The sequence below is a fragment of the Streptomyces roseus genome, from assembly GCF_001044425.1.
Classification (GTDB): domain Bacteria; phylum Actinomycetota; class Actinomycetes; order Streptomycetales; family Streptomycetaceae; genus Streptomyces; species Streptomyces roseus.
Genome location: NZ_LFML01000062.1, coordinates 31,135 through 47,923, shown reverse-complemented (window position 1 = coordinate 47,923; position 16,789 = coordinate 31,135). Strand labels below are relative to the sequence as shown.

At 73.4% G+C, this 16,789-nt stretch carries 18 protein-coding genes; 9 read left to right on the top strand and 9 right to left on the bottom strand.

Annotation, left to right across the window (positions count from 1 at the left end):
• Positions 1-282: 282 nt before the first annotated feature.
• Positions 283-735 carry a DUF4442 domain-containing protein gene (locus ACS04_RS16585; RefSeq protein ID WP_078864849.1) on the bottom strand — a complete coding sequence of 151 codons (453 nt, stop codon included), beginning with the start codon at positions 733-735 and terminating at the stop codon, positions 283-285.
• Positions 736-831: 96 nt separating this feature from the next.
• On the opposite strand from ACS04_RS16585, the gene ACS04_RS16580 reads away from it, so the two are divergent.
• Together ACS04_RS16580 and ACS04_RS16575 are read left to right on the top strand one after the other, a co-directional pair.
• Positions 832-1,872: a DUF8017 domain-containing protein gene (locus ACS04_RS16580; protein WP_048477394.1), complete on the top strand. Its 1,041-nt coding sequence runs from the start codon at positions 832-834 to the stop codon at positions 1,870-1,872.
• 64 nt (positions 1,873-1,936) lie between these two features.
• Positions 1,937-3,265, top strand: a complete 1,329-nt coding sequence (locus tag ACS04_RS16575; RefSeq protein ID WP_048477393.1) for an MFS transporter — start codon at positions 1,937-1,939, stop codon at positions 3,263-3,265.
• Here ACS04_RS16575 and ACS04_RS16570 read toward each other — a convergent pair.
• From ACS04_RS16570 to ACS04_RS16555, 4 genes are all read right to left on the bottom strand, one after another.
• Complete coding sequence (locus ACS04_RS16570) at positions 3,252-4,043, bottom strand: spermidine synthase (RefSeq protein ID WP_048477407.1); 792 nt, start codon at positions 4,041-4,043, stop codon at positions 3,252-3,254. The genes ACS04_RS16575 and ACS04_RS16570 overlap by 14 nt on opposite strands.
• An 83-nt stretch (positions 4,044-4,126) precedes the next feature.
• Complete coding sequence (locus tag ACS04_RS16565; protein WP_048477392.1) at positions 4,127-4,972, bottom strand: patatin-like phospholipase family protein; 846 nt, start codon at positions 4,970-4,972, stop codon at positions 4,127-4,129.
• Positions 4,973-5,070: 98 nt separating this feature from the next.
• On the bottom strand, positions 5,071-6,252 hold the full coding sequence (tuf, locus tag ACS04_RS16560; RefSeq protein ID WP_048477391.1) for an elongation factor Tu: 1,182 nt from the start codon (positions 6,250-6,252) through the stop codon (positions 5,071-5,073).
• 258 nt (positions 6,253-6,510) lie between these two features.
• Positions 6,511-7,227 carry a DNA alkylation repair protein gene (locus tag ACS04_RS16555; protein WP_048477390.1) on the bottom strand — a complete coding sequence of 239 codons (717 nt, stop codon included), beginning with the start codon at positions 7,225-7,227 and terminating at the stop codon, positions 6,511-6,513.
• 49 nt (positions 7,228-7,276) lie between these two features.
• On the opposite strand from ACS04_RS16555, the gene ACS04_RS16550 reads away from it, so the two are divergent.
• The 5 genes from ACS04_RS16550 to lnt all read left to right on the top strand — a co-directional run bounded on the left by ACS04_RS16550 (position 7,277) and on the right by lnt (position 11,442).
• Positions 7,277-8,002, top strand: coding sequence for a TVP38/TMEM64 family protein (locus tag ACS04_RS16550; protein ID WP_048477389.1), 726 nt, complete (start codon positions 7,277-7,279; stop codon positions 8,000-8,002).
• A 48-nt stretch (positions 8,003-8,050) separates the two neighbouring features.
• Positions 8,051-8,929 carry an undecaprenyl-diphosphate phosphatase gene (locus ACS04_RS16545; RefSeq protein WP_048477388.1) on the top strand — a complete coding sequence of 293 codons (879 nt, stop codon included), beginning with the start codon at positions 8,051-8,053 and terminating at the stop codon, positions 8,927-8,929.
• A 124-nt stretch (positions 8,930-9,053) separates the two neighbouring features.
• Positions 9,054-9,230 carry a hypothetical protein gene (locus ACS04_RS37500; RefSeq protein WP_107438625.1) on the top strand — a complete coding sequence of 59 codons (177 nt, stop codon included), beginning with the start codon at positions 9,054-9,056 and terminating at the stop codon, positions 9,228-9,230.
• Positions 9,231-9,299: 69 nt separating this feature from the next.
• Positions 9,300-9,770 (top strand): nuclear transport factor 2 family protein, encoded by a 471-nt coding sequence (locus tag ACS04_RS16540; protein ID WP_209441709.1) that lies wholly within the window; start codon positions 9,300-9,302, stop codon positions 9,768-9,770.
• A 67-nt stretch (positions 9,771-9,837) separates the two neighbouring features.
• On the top strand, positions 9,838-11,442 hold the full coding sequence (gene lnt, locus ACS04_RS16535; RefSeq protein ID WP_048477386.1) for an apolipoprotein N-acyltransferase: 1,605 nt from the start codon (positions 9,838-9,840) through the stop codon (positions 11,440-11,442).
• Here lnt and ACS04_RS16530 read toward each other — a convergent pair.
• Positions 11,381-12,292, bottom strand: coding sequence for a Gfo/Idh/MocA family protein (locus ACS04_RS16530; RefSeq protein ID WP_048477385.1), 912 nt, complete (start codon positions 12,290-12,292; stop codon positions 11,381-11,383). The genes lnt and ACS04_RS16530 overlap by 62 nt on opposite strands.
• An 82-nt stretch (positions 12,293-12,374) precedes the next feature.
• Between ACS04_RS16530 and ACS04_RS16525 the strand changes: the two genes are divergently transcribed.
• A complete protein-coding gene (locus tag ACS04_RS16525; RefSeq protein WP_048477384.1) occupies positions 12,375-12,899 on the top strand; it encodes a DinB family protein in 525 nt (174 codons plus the stop codon).
• Positions 12,900-13,069: 170 nt separating this feature from the next.
• A complete protein-coding gene (locus ACS04_RS16520; RefSeq protein ID WP_245236418.1) occupies positions 13,070-13,624 on the top strand; it encodes a hypothetical protein in 555 nt (184 codons plus the stop codon).
• Positions 13,625-13,663: 39 nt separating this feature from the next.
• Here the strand turns inward: ACS04_RS16520 and ACS04_RS16515 are convergent, their stop codons facing one another.
• From ACS04_RS16515 to ACS04_RS16505, 3 genes are all read right to left on the bottom strand, one after another.
• Entirely contained in the window at positions 13,664-14,188 is a 525-nt protein-coding gene (locus ACS04_RS16515) for a hypothetical protein (protein WP_048477382.1), read from the bottom strand.
• A 95-nt stretch (positions 14,189-14,283) separates the two neighbouring features.
• Positions 14,284-14,952, bottom strand: a complete 669-nt coding sequence (locus ACS04_RS16510; RefSeq protein WP_048477406.1) for a uracil-DNA glycosylase — start codon at positions 14,950-14,952, stop codon at positions 14,284-14,286.
• Between the two features lie 206 nt (positions 14,953-15,158).
• Positions 15,159-16,742: an ABC transporter substrate-binding protein gene (locus ACS04_RS16505; protein WP_048477381.1), complete on the bottom strand. Its 1,584-nt coding sequence runs from the start codon at positions 16,740-16,742 to the stop codon at positions 15,159-15,161.
• Positions 16,743-16,789 lie beyond the last annotated feature (47 nt).

Here is a 16,789-nt window from a genome sequence, read left to right as displayed (position 1 = left end):
GCGCGCGGCGTCTGGACACGGCCTCGCTCATGGGCGCTCCCTGCGGCTGGGGCTCGGGTAGGCGGGAGCGGCCCGCGCCGGACCGCTCCCCCGCACACTGTGCGCCGCCGCCGCGCCGGGGCCGGGCCGGACGCGCCACCGCCGCCCCGAGTTTCAGCCCAGCGGCGGCGCCGGGGCGTCGGCCTCCGGCGGGCCCCACAGCACGGAAGCCGCCCGGGACGCGGATTCTCGCGTCCCGGGCGGGTCCTGTCGGCTGCCGCTCCCCCCGGGGCGGCCGGCCTGCTACGCGTTGGGGCGCAGCGTCCAGACGACCGTCATCTCGCCGGTCACGGCCTCGTCCTCGCGCTGGATGGCGATGGTGACGGGGAACTCGGGGCGGCCGCCCGCGTCGAGTTCGGCGATGACCTCGGCGGCCGGGCGGCCGAGGGTCGCGGTGGCCGTCACGACGCCCTTGGCCAGCTTCTTGTAGCCGATCTCGGCCTTGACGGCCAGCGGCACGGCGCGCGAGAGCTGGTCGCCGAAGGCGGCCAGGACGATCGCGCCGCTCGCCGACTCGGCGAGGGTGAACATGGCGCCGGCGTGCGGGCCGCCCACGTGGTTGTGGAAGTCGGGCTGGTCCGGCAGCCGTACGACCGCACGCTCGGGGGTGGTCTCCAGGAACTGGAGGTTCAGGGTCCGGGCCATCGGCACCGTCGCGGCGAGCAGCTCGCCCACGTTCATCTGATCTGCGCTCATGGGACCCGATGTTACCCATGAGTAGCAGGCCTTGGCCAGACCTTCACAAGGGGCGGACGTGCCTCCTGACACCCACTCCCACTATCGTTACCGGCCATGTGGCCAGGACAACAGCAGCCGCCCGGGGGACAGCACAACCCTCAGGACGCGCATCAGAACCCGTATCAGCAGCAGGGACAGCCGGGGCAGCCGGAACAGCAGCCGAACCCCTACCAGCAGCAGCCCGGCTACGGATACCCGCAGGCCGGCTACCAGCCCCAACCGCCCACCCAGCCCTGGGGCCAGCCCCAGCAGCCGCAGCAGACGACGCCTGCGCAGGGCGGCGGCGGCAGCCCGTTCGCGACCAAGACCGTGGCGATCGTCGCGGCGGCCGCGGTCATCGTGGTGGCGGCCGCCACCGGCGCGTTCGTCCTGACCCGGGACAAGAAGAACGACGAGGCCGACGGCAAGCCCGCCGCCGCCTCCTCGGCCCCGGCCACCAGCCAGGCCCCCGCCTCGCCCGGCGCCAACCCGCGCGCCGGCGGCGAGGTCAAGCCGGTGATCCCGGGCTGGAAGGTCGTCGTCAACCCCAAGCACGGCACCGCCTTCGACGTCCCGCCGGAGTGGGACGTGTCGGGCTCCGGCGTCATCGCCGGCTTCGAGGACGCCACCAAGAAGGACGGCACCCCGATCGTGAGCTTCTCCGCACCTGCCTTCTTCAAGAAGGACTGGTGCAAGGTCGATTCCGACAAGGACGGCCGTGAGGAGACGAGCGAGCTCTCCGGCACCGGCACCAAGGGCGGCCAGGGCGCCAAGGACACCGCCGAGGCCGTGAAGAACGAGGCCGGCAACTGGGTGTTCGCGGCCTTCGCCCAGAAGGCGCCGAAGGGCACCGTCAAGGTCTCGGACCCCAAGGAGTACACCACCGCCTCCGGCCTCAAGGGCCACATGGCCACGGCGACGGCGATCGGCGTGCCCAAGGAGAACAAGTGCTCCTCGGACGGCAAGTCGATCGCGTTCAGCTTCAAGACCTCGAACGGTGACTTCGCCAGCTGGGTCCTCTTCGCCGCCGCCGGCGTACAGGGTGAGGTCCCCCAGGAGACCATGGACAAGATCCTCAGCTCGGTCCGCCTGAACGGCACCCCCGGCAACAGCTGACCCGTCCCCCGCCCCGGGCCGCAATCCGTTTGGATTCTCGGCCCGGGGCGTGGATAGTCCGGGGGTGAGTTCTCCCCCCACCGCCGCGTCCCGTCCGACCGCACACCGCCGCCGGCCCGCCTGGGCCGGCCGCAACTACACCCTGCTCACGGGCGCCGCGGTCGTGACGAACCTCGGCAGCCACGGAGCCCTCATCGCCTCGGCCTTCGCCGTCCTGGAGGCGGGCGGGTCCGGCGGCGACGTCGGCCTGGTGGCGGCCGCCCGTACACTCCCGCTCGTCCTCTTCCTGCTCATAGGCGGCGCGCTCGCCGACCGGCTGCCCCGCCACCGCGTGATGGTCGCGGCCAACGCCCTCAACTGCGTCTCGCAGGCCGCCTTCGCCGTCCTCGTCCTGACCGGACACCCGCAGCTGTGGCAGATGATGCTGCTCACCGCCCTCTGCGGCACCGGCACGGCCTTCTTCAACCCGGCCGCCGAGGGCATGCTGCTCTCCAGCGTCTCCGGCGAACACGCCAACCGCGCCTTCGCCCTCTTCCGCATGGCCGTGAACGGCGCCGGCATCGGCGGGGCCGCCCTCGGCGGAGCCATGATCGCCGCGATCGGCCCCGGCTGGGTCCTGGCCGTCGACGCCGCGGCGTTCGCGCTCGCCGGAGCCCTGCGCGCCTTCCTCGACGTCAGCCACACCGGCGACCGGGCCCCCGGCGGCGGACTGCTGGCGGACCTGCGCGAGGGCTGGGTGGAGTTCCGCAGCCGCCCCTGGCTGTGGAGCATCGTGCTCCAGTTCTCCGTGGTCGTGGCCGTCGTCGGCGCCGCGGAGGCGGTGTACGGTCCGTTGGTCGCCCGGGACCAGTTGGGCGGGCCGGCCCCCTGGGGACTGGCCCTGGCCTTCTTCGGCATCGGCACCATCGCCGGGGCCGTCCTGATGATGGTGTGGAAGCCGCGCAGGCTGCTGCTGGTCGGCACCCTGTGCGTGTTCCCGCTGGCCCTGCCCTCCGCGGGTCTGGCGGTGCCCCTGCCGGTCTGGGGCCTGTGCACCGTGATGTTCGTCAGCGGAACGGCCATCGAGGTGTTCGGCGTGAACTGGATGACGACCATGCACCAGGAGATCCCGGAGGAGAAGTTCTCCCGCGTCTCCGCCTACGACTGGTTCGGCTCGGTGTCGATGCTCCCGCTGGCCACCGCCCTGGCCGGCCCGGCCGAGGCGGCGTTCGGCCGCACCAGCGCCCTGTGGGGCTGTGCCACGCTGGTCGTACTGGGCACCGCGGCGGTCCTCTTCGTCCCCGACGTACGCCGGCTCACCCGCAAGCCCGCTCCCCCGAAGGCCGCCTCGTTCCCGGCCGCCGCCGCCCCCGAGCCGGTGGCGGACGCGCCCACCGCCGTCACCCCAGGCTGAACGCGCCTTCCGGCGGCTCCGGCGAAGCCACGGCGTCCGCGTCCGCCACCGGCAGGGCCCCCTTCATGAACCGGGCCAGGGTCGCCCCCTCCTCGACCCGCGCCGGGAACGCGTCCGCCGCGCACCTGCGCGAGAGCGCGGCCACCGGCAACGGCGCGTCCGAGGCGAGCAGTACGGCGTTCCCGAACCGCCGCCCGCGCAGCACCCCCGGCTCCGCGACGAGCGCGAGCTCCGCGAAGACCGCGCCGAAGTTGGCGAGCTGGGCCCGCAGGAAGCCGAACGGCGCCCCGTCGGCCAGGTTCGACGCGTACACCCCGCCGGGCCGCAGCACCCGCGCGGCCTCCCGCGCGTACTCCACGGAGGTCAGCTGCGCCGGTACGCGCGAGCCGCCGAACACGTCGGCGACGAGGAGGTCCGCGCTGTCCGCGCCGGCGCCCTCCAGCCAGGCCCGCGCATCGGCGGCGTGCACGGTGACGTCGGATCCGGCCGCCAGCGGCAGGTGCTCCGCGACCAGCTCCACGAGGGCGGCGTCGAACTCCACGACCGCCTGCCGGGAGCCCGGCCGGGTCGCCGCCGCGTAGCGGGGCAGCGTCAGCGCGCCGCCGCCCAGGTGCAGCAGGTCCAGCGGCGAGCCCGGCTCCGCCACGCAGTCCAGTACGTGCGCGAGCCGGCGTACGTACTCGAACTCCAGGTGCCCGGGATCGTCGAGGTCCACGTACGACTGCGGGGCGCCGTCGACGGTCAGCAGCCAGGCCCGCTCCCGGTCCACGTCCGGCATCAGCTTGGCGGTGCCCTGGCCCACGTCCCGGACCACCGGGATCTGTTCGTCGCTCACCGCACCATTGTCCGGCAGGCCGCGGGTCAGCCCGCCCAGACCGCGGCCGCCTCGGCCGCGTGCGAGGCTGCCTGCGCGAGCCCGGCCCGGGCCGCCGGGTCCCGCCGCGCCGGGTCCAGGACGTTGCGCCCGAAGGCCTTGCGGGCCTGCGCGGACGGGGTGATCAGCAGCACCCGCGCCCCCGCCTCCCGCAGCCGGGCCGCCTGGGCGGCAGGCGAGGGGACGAGTCCGGAGCCGAGCGCCATCGGCGCGAGGATCACCACCCGCGAGCAGCCGGAGGCCAGGTCCGCGTTGGTCGCGGACCGGATCCCGCCGTCGATGAACCGCCGACCGCCGACCGTGACCGGCGGCCACACCCCCGGCACCGCGCAGCTCGCCGAGACCGCCTCGACCAGCCCGGCCCCGCTCTGCCGGTCGAAGGCGGCGAGCTCGCCGGTGAGCGCGTCGACGGCGGTGACGACGAGCCTGCGCTCGGGCCACGCGTGCGAGACGAGCCGGGCCTCCAGCACCTTGCGCCGCTCGGCCTCCTCGCCGGTGTCGGCGGCCAGCGCGAGGGCGCCGACCCGCCTGCGGTAGGCCTCCGGATCCCGCGAACGCACCATCGCGACGGCGTACCGGGCGATGAGCCCCGTACCGAGCCGGGCGGCGACCTCGCCCGCGGGATCGCCGAGCTGACGCTCGTACAGTTCCCGCGGGCTGAGCAGCCCGGAGGTGAGCTGGGCTCCCACCACCGAGCCGGCGGAGGTGCCGACGACGAGGTCGGCGGCGGTCAGGTCCACGCCCGCCCGAGCGAGGCCGTACAGCACGCCCGCCTCCCAGCCGACGCCGGTGAGTCCCCCGCCGCCGAGCACCAGTGCCGTGTCGCCGCCCATACCGGCCCGCCCCTCTTCGTACGCCCGTGGTGACGGCAGTCTGACGCAACCGGACCGCCGCCACCACGGCGGGGGCGCCTGCGCCCGCGGGACGTACGTCAGTCGAGGACGGCCGAAACCGTCCCCGCGCCGACGGTCCGACCGCCCTCGCGGATCGCGAAGCCGAGCCCCGCCTCCAGCGGTACGTCCCGCCCGAGCTCGACGGTCATCTCGACCGTCTCCCCCGGCCGGGCCACCCCCGCCGTCCCCAGGTCCACGTCCCCGACCACGTCCGCGGTGCGGATGTAGAACTGCGGCCGGTACCCGGTCGCCACCGGGGTCGTGCGACCGCCCTCCCGCGCGGACAGCACGTACACCCGCGCCGTGAAGCGGCGCCGGGGCACGACGCTGCCGGGCGCGGCGACGACCTGCCCGCGGCGCACGCCCTCGCGCGGCACCCCGCGCAGCAGCAGCGCGACGTTGTCCCCGGCCTCGGCGGACTCCATCGGCTTGCCGAAGGTCTCCAGGCCGGTCACCACGGTCAGCGCGGGCTCGCCGTCGCCGCCGAGGACGGCGACCCGGTCGCCGGTGCGGACGCTGCCGCGCTCGACCGCGCCGGTGACCACCGTCCCGCGCCCGGTGATGGTCAGCACGTTCTCGACCGGCAGCAGGAACGGCGCGTCCGTGTAGCGCACCGGCATGGGCACGTACGTGTCCACGGCGTCCAGCAGCGCCTCGATCGCGCCGGTCCAGCGAGGGTCGCCCTCCAGCGCACCGAGTCCGGAGACCCGTACGACCGGGGCGCTGTCGCCGCCGTACCCGTTGGCGGTGAGCAGCTCGCGGACCTCCAGCTCGACGAGGTCGGTGAGCTCGGGGTCCCCGGCGTCGGCCTTGTTGAGCGCGACGACGATGTGGTCGACGCCGACCTGCCGGGCGAGAAGCACGTGCTCGGCGGTCTGCGGCATGACCCCGTCGAGCGCGGAGACGACGAGGATCGCCCCGTCGAGCTGGGCGGCGCCGGTGACCATGTTCTTGACGTAGTCGGCGTGCCCGGGCATGTCCACGTGGGCGTAGTGCCGGGTGTCGGTCTCGTACTCGACGTGCGTGAGGTTGATGGTGATGCCGCGACGGGCCTCCTCGGGGGCCCGGTCGATGCGGTCGAACGGCACGAAGGAGGCGCCGCCGCGCTCGGCGAGGACCTTGGTGATGGCGGCGGTGAGGGTGGTCTTGCCGTGGTCGACGTGACCCATGGTGCCGATGTTCAGGTGCGGCTTGGTGCGCACGAAGGCCGTCTTGGCCATGATGTCTTCCCGAATGCTTGCGAACCGGAGACGGGACCCCTGGAGCGAACCGACCCTCCCCCTGTGGGGTCCGCCGGACGATCCGGGAAGGGTCAGCCTCGTGCGCCGTCGAACGCGGCGAAGGCGGTTGCCTCGAAGAGGAGGACGGCAGCCTTCGGCGCGTCCGCGACTGCGGACGGCGCTGCGGGGAAGGCGTACCGGGACATGCCCCCGATCCTGCCCCGGGGCCGGGCCCGCGTCGAACGGTTTTTCCCCGGGTCAGAGGTTCTTGAGGGCCTCGCGCACCGACAGCGGGGAGAGCGCGTCGCGTTCCGCCGCGACGAACGCGCGGACCGCCTCCGGGTCCGTCTTCGCGTACTCGCGCAGGGCCCACCCGATGGCCTTGCGGATGAAGAAGTCCGGGTGGCCGCTCTGGCGGCGGCAGTACGCGAAGAGCCGCCCGGTGTCCGTCGCGGACTTGTAGCGGAGCTGGTGGAGGAGCGCGGTCCGGGCGAGCCAGACGTCCTCGTCCCCGATCCACGTGTCCATCACCTCCGACAGCTGCGGTTCGGCGGCCACCAGCGGACCGGCCGCGTGCGCAGCGAGGAGGTCGACGGTGTCCCACCACGAGGCCGTGACGATCAGTCGGCGCAGCACCGGCAGGAACCCCGCGGAGCAGACCCCGACATGGCGCCGCAGGTAGTCCACCGCGAAGTACTGGTACTCGCGCTCCGGCAGCTCCCAGCACCTGAGCACGAGCGCCGCGACGTCCGCCTCCGCAGGTGCGGCGGTCCCCTCGGTCACGGCCTTCGACAGCTCGCGCCGCAGCGGGGTGCGCAGGCCGAGGAAGGGCGCGACGTCCTTCATGTACGCGGCCATGGCCGCGGCCCGCTGCGGGTCCGCGGCGGCGCCGTACGCGGCGGTGAGGCGCTCCACGAGGGTGTCCGCGAGGGCGCTGCGCGGGACCTTCGGGGGTCGTCGGTCGTTCGGCCGCATGAGGCCCAGATTACGGCGCGACGCCGGGTTCGTCGGCTACTCTCCCCGGATGTCCCTCCTCCTCGCGCCGTGGACCCGGCTGTCGCTGCTCGTCGTGCTGCTGCTGGCGGCCGGCGTGTGCGTCGTGCTGTACGAGCCGCAGCGCATCCTGTCGGAGGGCCTGCCCCCGGGGCTGCCGGTCGGCGCGGCGGTCCTGCTGTTCGCGGCCGCGTACGGGGCGGGCACGGCGGCCCTGGTGCCGCGCCCGCTGCTCAACCTCGCGGCCGGAGCCGTCTTCGGCATCCCCTTCGGCCTGGCCGCGGCGGTCGGCGGCTCGGTCGTCGGCGCCGCGATCTCCTTCGGGCTGGGCCGGATCATGGGCCGCGACGCGGTGCGGCCGCTGCTGCGCGGCCGCTGGCTCCAGGCAGCCGACGACCAGCTGGCCCGGCACGGCTTCCGCTCGATGCTGGCGGTCCGGATCTTTCCGGGGCTGCCCTTCGCGGCCGCCAACTACCTCGCGGCCGTGTCCCGTTGCCGCTGGCTGCCCTTCCTCCTCGCGACGGCGATCGGCGTACTCCCCAACACCGCCGCGTACGTGGTCGCGGGCGCGAGCGCCTCCTCCCCCGACTCCCCCGTCTTCCTCGCCTCCTTCGGCTTCATCGCCGTCTCCGCGGTGGCGGCCGCGATCGTCGGATGGCGGGGGCGGCACCGGCTGGCGCCCGCACCGGCCCGCGAAATGCGCGATCCCGCGCCCTTGCACCCCCCTGTGGTCAGCGCCGCTCCCCACGGGCCCTAGCATCGGACCCGAACTGCCCGACGATCACAAGGACGAGCGCACCCCGACATGAGCTGGTTCGAATCCCTAATCCTCGGTCTCGTCCAGGGGCTTACGGAGTTCCTCCCGATCTCCTCCAGCGCCCACCTCCGGCTGACCGCGGCGTTCGCCGGCTGGCAGGACCCGGGCGCGGCCTTCACCGCGATCACGCAGATCGGCACCGAGGCCGCCGTGCTGATCTACTTCCGCAAGGACATCGCGCGGATCATCTCCACCTGGTTCCGCTCGCTGTTCACCGCGTCGCTGCGCTCGGACCAGGACGCCAAGATGGGCTGGCTGGTGATCGTCGGATCGATCCCGATCGGCGTGCTGGGCATCGCGTTCAAGGACCAGATCACGGGCCCGGCGCGCGACCTGCGCCTGACCGCCACCACCTTGATCGTGATGGGTGTCGTCCTCGGCATCGCGGACCGGCTGGCCGCCCGCGACGAGGAGGGCGGCCGCCACCGCGCGGTGCGCGAGCGCAAGACCCTCAGGGAACTGGGCGTCAAGGACGGCCTGATCTTCGGTCTCTGCCAGGCGATGGCCCTGATCCCGGGTGTCTCCCGCTCCGGCGCGACGATCTCCGGCGGTCTGCTGCTGGGCTTCACCCGTGAGGCGGCCGCCCGCTACTCGTTCCTCCTCGCCATTCCGGCGGTGCTGGCCTCCGGCGCGTTCGAGATCAAGGACGTCGTCGAGAGCCCGGGGCACATCACCTGGGGCCCGACGATCTTCGCCACGGTCATCGCCTTCTTCGTGGGCTACGCCGTCATCGCCTGGTTCATGAAGTTCATCTCCAGCAAGAGCTTCATGCCCTTCGTGATCTACCGGATCGCTCTTGGCATCGCGCTGTTCGTGCTGATCGGCGTGGGCGCGCTCAGCCCGTTCGCCGCCCAGTCGGCCGGCTGACACCGCCCGCATTCACCGCTTCGCGTGAACCGGAGGCCGCTCGGGAACGTTCCCGGGCGGCCTCCGCGTCGTTGTGCCCGAAGAGACCTGAAGAGACCTGAAGGCAAACAGCAGGGGGTGTCCCATGGGTCGAGTGGTGCTGGAGCGCTTTCCGGCCGGAAGTCCGAGGGGAAGCTGGCCCGCCGAGGAGTACGCGGCGCAGCGGATGCTCGAAGGCGTGCCGGCGGAGGTGGTGATGGACCTGGCCACCGACGCGTTCCTCGTCGTGGTCCGGCAGCGGGAGGCGCATTCCGGTCACTGATCCACCGGGCGCCGATCCGGGCCGCGCACGCCCCTTGGCGTCGCCGCCCCGCACCCCCACACTGACCCGATGACGCAGCGTGTGGACCTGGCCACGGTCATGGACCGGATGGCGATCGACGAGGTGGTCACGGGGTACGCGGTGGCCGTGGACGACGGCGACTGGGCGGCGTACCGCGCGCTGTTCACCCCGGCCGGGCGGGCCGACTACAGCGCGGCGGGCGGGATCGAGGGCCCGGCCGCGGAGGTCTCGGACTGGCTCGCGGAGACGATGCGGCTGTTCCCCGTGCGCCAGCACCTCATCGTGAACCGGCTGATCCGGCTGGAGGACCGCGGCGGCTGGCCGGGCGACCGGGCCGAGGTGCGGGCGGACTTCCTCAATCCCATGCGGCTCGCCGGCCCCGAGTACGACGGGACCGTGACCGCGCCGAACTTCGTGGCCGCCGGCCGCTACGTCTTCGGCCTCGCGCGCGCCTCCGACGGCGGCTGGCTGCTCACCCGCGTCACCGTCCAGGAGAAGTGGCGGCACATGACGGCCTAGATCACGGGGAACCTGTCCGAGCGGCCGTCCGTCCGGCCCTGTCCCACACTGGAAGCGGAGGCGCGCCATGGTCGCGAAGCGGATCCGGTACCGGCGTGCGGCGGCCGCGGTCGCCGCCGGGGCGCTGCCGTGCCTCGCCTTCCCCGCCCCCGCCCTCTGGTGGTTCGCGTACGTCGCCCTCGTGCCCTGGATGCTGCTGCTGAGGTCGGCTCCGAGCGGCCGGCGGGCGGCCCTGGAGGGCTGGCTCGGCGGCGCCGGGTTCATCGTCGCCGTCCACCACTGGCTGCTGCCCAGCCTGCACGTGTTCCTGCTGCCGCTGGCCGCCCTGGTGGGGGTGCTCTGGATCCCCTGGGCGCTGCTGGTGCGGGAGTTCCTCGGCGGGGCCCCCGATCCGGGCCGGGCGACGGCCGCGCTGCTCCTCGTACCGGCGGGCTGGTTGCTGTCCGAACTGGCCCGGTCCTGGCAAGGGCTGGGCGGGCCGTGGGGACTGCTGGGGGCCAGTCAGTGGCAGGTGCCGCCCGCGCTGCGGCTCGCCTCGGTGGGCGGGGTGTGGTTGGTGAGCCTGCTGGTGGTGGCGGTGAACTGCGGGCTGGTGCTGCTGATCGCCGTACCGGGGGCCCGGGTGCCGGCGGTGGCCGGGGTGACGGGGTGCGTGGTGCTGACGGGGGCGGTGTGGCTGTGGCTGCCGCGCCCCGAGGCATCGGGCGCGCTGCGCGTGGCCGTCGTGCAGCCGGGCCTGGTGGCGGACGGCCCGGACAGCACGGAGCAGCGGTTCGCCGCCGGGGAGCGGCTGACACGGGCGCTGGCCGGGCAGCGGGTGGACCTGGTGGTCTGGGGCGAGAGCAGCGTCGGAGGCGACCTCGCCGCCCGCCCGGACCTGGCCGGACGCCTGGCCGCGCTGTCCGCCGAGGTCGGGGCTCCGCTGCTGGTCAACGTCGACGCCCGGCGGCCGGCGGGGCCGGTGCCGGCGGCTCCCGCGCCCGCCCTGGCCGCCTCCCTGCCCGAGGGAGGCATCTACAAGAGCTCGGTCCTCGTCGGCCCGCACGGACCGACCGGCGACCGGTACGACAAGATGCGCCTGGTCCCCTTCGGCGAGTACATACCGGCCCGGTCCGTGCTCGGCTGGGCCACCTCGGTCGGCAAGGCCGCCGGCGAGGACCGCCGGCGCGGTGCGGAGCCCGTCCTGATGAACCTGCCGGGGCGGCCCGGTGTCCGGATCGGCCCGCTGGTCTGCTTCGAGTCGGCCTTCCCCGACATGAGCCGCCGCCTCACCCGCGACGGGGCCGCCCTGCTGATCGCCCAGTCGGCGACCTCCAGCTTCCAGCGCAGCTGGGCCCCCGCACAGCACGCCTCGCTCGCCGCCCTGCGCGCCGCGGAGGACGGCCGCCCGATGGTCCACGCCACCCTCACCGGGATCAGCGCGGTGTACGGCCCGTCCGGCGAGCGGATCGGCCCGGCACTGCCCACCTCCGCCCGCACGGCGCAGGTGTACGAGGTCCCGCTCGCCCGCGGCTTGACGTACTACGTCCGCTTCGGGGACTGGCCCGTGGGGGCCTGCCTCGCGCTGCTGGCGGCGTACTGCGCGGCCGAGGGGGCCCGCTCGCTCGGGCTCAGGAAGCCCGCTCCTGCTCCAGAGCCGACGACACCACCCGCTCGCACAGCTCGTGGGTGAGCAGTGCGTCGCGGGCGCTGAGCGTTTTGCCCGCCGCCACGGACTCCAGGAAGGCGTCCACCACCTGTTCGATGCCGCGCTGGCGGGCGACCGGCACCCAGTCACCGCGGCGCCGCACGGTCGGCTGGCCGCGGTGGTCGATGATCTCGGCGAGGTTGACGACCTGTCGCTTGGTGTCCTGTCCGGAGACCTCCAGGACCTCCTCGGTGGAGCCGGAGAGCCGGTTCATGATGCCGAGCGCGGTGAAGCCCGGGCCCGACATCTGGAGGACGACCTGGTGCATCAGCCCGTCCCGGACCTGGGCGCGGACGTCGATGTGGTCGGCCTCGCCGGGGAGCAGGAAGCGCAGGGTGTCGACGACGTGGATGAAGTCGTCGAGGACGAACGTGCGCGGGTCCTCGGGCAGCCCCACGCGGTGCTTCTGCATGACGATCAGCTCGCGCGGGTGCTCGGCGCACTGCGCGTAGCCGGGCGCGTGGCGGCGGTTGAAGCCGACGGCGAGCGAGACGGCGCGCTCCTCGGCGAGTTCCACCAGCCGCCGCGAGTCCGCGAAGTCGTAGGCGAGCGGCTTGTCCACGTAGGTCGGCACGCCCGCGTCGAGCAGCCGCGCCACGATCTCGGGGTGAACGGCCGTCGGGGCGTGCACGAATGCCGCGTCGAGGCCCTCGGCGAGCAGCCCGTCGAGGGTGATGTGGCGGCGGGCGGCCGGGATGTGGTGGATCTCCCCGATCCGCTCCAGCGTGGCCGGGGTCCGGGTGTGCAGGTGCAGTTCCACGCCCGGGCGGGCCGTGAGGACGGGCAGGTACGCCTTCTGGGCGATGTCGCCGAGTCCGATGACGCCGACCTTCACCGGGAACCTCCTGGTTGATCCTTGCGGGACCTCCGCAGCTTAATCCCTGGTGGCGGGGGTCGCGTTCGCCGAGGATGGGGCTATGACCACCACCACCGGATCCCACCGCACCGAACCCTCCACCACCGCGAACGAGCGGGAGATGCTCGACGGCTGGCTCGACTACCACCGCGCCACCCTTCTCTGGAAGTGCGAGGGCCTCGGCGACGAGGAACTGCGCCGCGCCCCGCTCGCCCCGTCCGAGCTGAGCCTGCTGGGCCTCGTACGGCACATGGCGGAAGTGGAGCGGTACTGGTTCCGGGAGATCATGCTGGGCGAGGACCTCCCCGAGCTGTACTGCACGCAGGAGGACCCGGACGGGGACTTCCACTTCGGCCCCGGCGACACGTGGGCCGAGGCCGAGCGGACCTGGCAGACCGAGGTCGAGCTGGCGCGGCAGGCAGCGGCGGGCCGGTCACTGGACCTGGTGTCGGACGCCCGGAGCCACCACCGGGGCGAGTCGTTCAGCCTGCGCTGGGTCTACACCCACATGATCGAGGAGTACGCGCGCCACAACGGGCACGCGGACCTGCTGCGCGAGCAGGTCGACGGCGCGACGGGCGACTGACGCGGCCCGCACCGGGGCGCCGAGGCCGCCGGGGCCGTGCGGCGGCCGCGCACCGGAGGGCGGCGGGCGCGGGTGACAGGCGGGTGTACGGCGGATGTCCGTCACCCGTGCGGGGCCAATTCCGGCTCCGGGTTTCCACAACGGGGTGCTCGCACAGCAGAGTTGCGCGCGTGCATCCCACGCGAACCACGACGAAGCTGCTGCTCGGAGTCGCCTGTGCCGTCTCGGCCGTCTCCGGCTGCGTGCAGGTGACGCCCGCCCCTATGCAGCCGGCGGCCGCCCCCGGGACCGCCGCGGCGCCGCCCCGGCACGAGCCGCGCGGTGGACCGGGGGCCGTACCGGTGGAGGTCCAGGCGCCCGCCCTTGAGGCCCTGAAGGCGGTGCCGGGCCGGGCCGGACCGCAGGCGGCCACCACCGGAGGAGCGAAGCCCGCTCCACGGGGCTCCGAGGCCGCGGCGGGCGCCGGCGGCGCGGCGGCCGGAACGGCCTCACAGGCCGTCCCGCCGGTGCCGGACATCCCGGAGCCTCGCCGGCCCGCCCGGGGCGCCTCAGGGGGCAAGGGCGGCCGTACGGACCCCTCGGGGCCGGACGCGAAGGTTCGGCGCGAGCTGATGAAGGAGCTGCCGGTCCGGCCCGCCGACGTCTGCGCGCTGGGCCGCCGGCACGGACGCTGGCACCCGGACAGCCCCGAGGCCCGGATCTGCGCGGGCGTCCACGGCGGCTGAGCGACCGCCGAGGGCCGGGCACCACCGCCGGGACACCCCTCAGGGGTGCTGCTCCGGGAACGGCCGGGGGCGCCCGCGCGGTTCCCCGGCCAGGCGCCGCTCCAGCCGGGCGATCGCGGCCCGTACGCCGTTCCCGTACCCGTCGTCGGCCAGGGCCCCGGTGGCGGCCCTGGCGCGGGCCAGGTGCAGCCGCGCCGCCTCGGGGCGCCGGAGTTTGACGTAGTCGGCGGCCAGGCTGAGGTGCAGCGACGGGTAGAACACGCGCACGGCCGGAGGGGGATCGTGCTGCACGGGCCGTCCGTCGCGCGCCCCCGGCCCCGGCCCTTCGGCGGCGGTCAGGGCCCGCAGGTCCCAGGCCAGTTCGTCGGCGGGGTCGTCCTGGGCGTCGGCCATGTAGTGCGCGAGCGTGCAGCGGTGGAGGGAGTCGCCGTCCTCGCCGATCTCGTTCCAGATCTCGCCGAGGCGGTTGCGGGCCTCCTCGCGGTCACCGGCGTGCAGCAGGATGACGGCCTGGCCGATCCTGGTCATGACGGCGTCCTCCGACGCCTCCTGCTGCTCCGTCACGGCGGCCTCCGGCTGGCTCCGCCAGACCTGCTCCGGTCTGGTCGTCACGACGCTAGCCGCAGGCACCGCTTCTGACACCGAGGCGCGGTGGGGCGTCAGCCCAGGTCCGGGATGGTCCAGTCGATCGGCTCATGGCCCTGCGCCGCGACGGCCTCGTTGATCTGGGTGAAGGGCCGGGAGCCGAAGAACTTCTTGGCCGACAGCGGGGAGGGGTGGGCGCCCTTGACCACCGCGTGCCGCTCCTCGTCGATCAGCGGGAGCTTCTTCTGGGCGTAGGCGCCCCACAGGACGAAGACGGCCGGGTCGGGGCGGTCGGCCACGGCGCGGATGACCGCGTCCGTGAACTTCTCCCAGCCCTTGCCCTTGTGCGAGTTGGGCTCGGCCTCGCGGACGGTGAGCACCGCGTTGAGCAGCAGGACGCCCTGCTGGGCCCACGGCATCAGGTACCCGTTGTCCGGGATGGGGGTGCCCAGCTCGGCGTGCATCTCCTTGTAGATGTTGCGCAGGGAGGGCGGGGTCTTGACCCCGGGCCGCACGGAGAAGCACAGGCCGTGGCCCTGGCCGGCGCCGTGGTACGGGTCCTGGCCGAGGACGAGGACCTTCACCCGGTCGAAGGGGGTGGCCTCGAGGGCGGCGAAGACCTGCTCCCGGGGCGGGTAGACCGGCCCGTTCGCCCGCTCCTTCTCGACGAACTCGACGAGCTCGTTGAAGTAGGGCTTCTCCAGCTCGTCGCCGAGGACGGGGAGCCAGGATTCGGGCAGCATCTGGGTCACGACTACAACCTCCGGTACAAGTGTCGCGCGACTGCGCGGTGCAACGGTTCAGAACCTACCGGGGGCCACTGACAACGCCGCATCCGCGGGCGCCCGGAGGCTCCCGCGGATGCGGCGTGGGTACGGCGTGGGTACGGCGGGTGCTGCGGCTGCCGACGGGTCCCGCGGCGGCCTTCGGCGGCCCTCGGGACCTGCGGCTACCAGCTGGTCTTGCGGTACAGCTCCCACATCTGCATGGCGGTCTGCGGGTCGAGCGCCCGCTCGGCGCCCGCGATGTCCTCGCGGGCGGCGACGTACAGCTTGCCCTGCCACAGCGGCAGCAGCCGGACGTCCTCGGCGAAGATCTGCTGGGCCTGTTCGAACTCGCGCACCCCGGCCGAGCGGTCGCTCTCGCGGCGGGACTTGGGCAGCAGGTCGTTCAGGATCTCGGCGGGCTCGTACGGGGTGCCGACCGCGTTCTCCTTGCCGACGAACGGCGCGATGAAGTTGTCCGGGTCCGGGAAGTCGGGGAACCAGCCGCGGCCGAAGACCGGGTACTCGCCGTTCTTGTAGCCGACCTGGAAGACCTTCCAGGGCTGGCCGCGCAGGGTGACCTTGAACAGGTTGCTCTCGTCCAGCTGGCGCTTGAGCTCGGTGAACTCGTCGGCGGTGGAGGCGCCGTAGCGGTCCGTGGTGTACCAGAAGGTCAGCTCGACGGGCTGGGTGATCCCGGCGTCCTTGAGGATCTTCTGGGCCTTCTTGACGTCGGCCTGGCCGTACTTGTCGTAGAACGGCGTCTTGTGGCCCACGACCCCCTTGGGGACCATCGAGTACAGCGGTTCGGCGGTGCCCTGGTAGACCTTGGAGACGATCGCGCCGCGGTCGACGATCTGGGCGATGGCCTGGCGCACCGCCGGCTTGGCGACCTGCGGGTCCTTGGGGTTGAAGACCAGGTAGCGGATCTCGGCGCCGACGTTCTCGACGACCTGGAGGCCCTGCGCGTGCGAGGCGGGGGTCTGGAGGTCCTTGATCTCCGGGGCCGACAGGCCGCGGTAGGTGGCGTCGATCTCCTTGGCCTTGAGCGCGGCGACCATCTTGGCGGAGTCCGCGAAGTAGCGGATCGTGACGCCGTCGTTGCGCCGGTTCGCGAAGCCGTTGTAGGAGGCGTTCTTGCCGAGGACGGCCTCGCCGCCCTCCTTGTACGAGTCGAGCACGAACGGGCCGGAGCCGGTGACCTTGTCGTCCTCGCGGACCTTGTCGGCCGGGTAGTCCTTGGGCGCGACCAGCGAGGCGGCCGGAGAGCCGAGGACGAAGGGGAAGGTGGCGTCCGGGGTCTTCAGGTGGAAGACGACCGTCAGCGCGTCCGGGGTCTCGATCTTGTCCAGGCTGCCGAAGAGGTCCTTGGGACCGGTCTTGGAGTTGATCGTCCGGATCCGGTCGAGGGAGTGCTTGACCGCCTTGGCGTCGAGCGGTTCGCCGTTCGAGAACTTCAGGCCCTTTTTCAGGGTGCAGCGGTACGACTCGTTCCCGGAATCCGTGAACTCGCAGCCCTGGGCGGCGTCGGGCTGGGGCGTGGTGGCGCCCGTGGGGAATGCCAGCAGGGTCTGGTAGACGTTCCGGTACAGCTCCCAGGAGCCGTCCCAGGCCGCGGCGGGATCGAGGGTGCTCGGGGCGCTCGTCGTGCCGACGACGATTCTCTTCACGGCGTCGCCGCTGTCGTCCGAAAGCAGACCGCATCCGGCGAGCAGGGATATGGACGCAAGGGCTGCAGTGAACTGCAGGCATCTGGTCCGGATGAACACGTGCACGCTCCTCGATCAGCCAGGGGTGCGGCAGACCCTACCGCAGT

Bases quoted from the DNA above. Each gene is read 5' to 3' on its own strand.
- ACS04_RS16585 (WP_078864849.1), bottom strand. From the start codon at position 735: ATGAGCGCAGATCAGATGAACGTGGGCGAGCTGCTCGCCGCGACGGTG.
- ACS04_RS16580 (WP_048477394.1), top strand. From the start codon at position 832: ATGTGGCCAGGACAACAGCAGCCGCCCGGGGGACAGCACAACCCTCAG.
- ACS04_RS16570 (WP_048477407.1), bottom strand. From the start codon at position 4,043: ATGCCGGACGTGGACCGGGAGCGGGCCTGGCTGCTGACCGTCGACGGC.
- ACS04_RS16565 (WP_048477392.1), bottom strand. From the start codon at position 4,972: ATGGGCGGCGACACGGCACTGGTGCTCGGCGGCGGGGGACTCACCGGC.
- tuf (WP_048477391.1), bottom strand. From the start codon at position 6,252: ATGGCCAAGACGGCCTTCGTGCGCACCAAGCCGCACCTGAACATCGGC.
- ACS04_RS16555 (WP_048477390.1), bottom strand. From the start codon at position 7,227: ATGCGGCCGAACGACCGACGACCCCCGAAGGTCCCGCGCAGCGCCCTC.
- ACS04_RS16550 (WP_048477389.1), top strand. From the start codon at position 7,277: ATGTCCCTCCTCCTCGCGCCGTGGACCCGGCTGTCGCTGCTCGTCGTG.
- ACS04_RS16545 (WP_048477388.1), top strand. From the start codon at position 8,051: ATGAGCTGGTTCGAATCCCTAATCCTCGGTCTCGTCCAGGGGCTTACG.
- ACS04_RS37500 (WP_107438625.1), top strand. From the start codon at position 9,054: ATGGGTCGAGTGGTGCTGGAGCGCTTTCCGGCCGGAAGTCCGAGGGGA.
- ACS04_RS16540 (WP_209441709.1), top strand. From the start codon at position 9,300: ATGACGCAGCGTGTGGACCTGGCCACGGTCATGGACCGGATGGCGATC.
- lnt (WP_048477386.1), top strand. From the start codon at position 9,838: ATGGTCGCGAAGCGGATCCGGTACCGGCGTGCGGCGGCCGCGGTCGCC.
- ACS04_RS16525 (WP_048477384.1), top strand. From the start codon at position 12,375: ATGACCACCACCACCGGATCCCACCGCACCGAACCCTCCACCACCGCG.
- ACS04_RS16510 (WP_048477406.1), bottom strand. From the start codon at position 14,952: ATGCTGCCCGAATCCTGGCTCCCCGTCCTCGGCGACGAGCTGGAGAAG.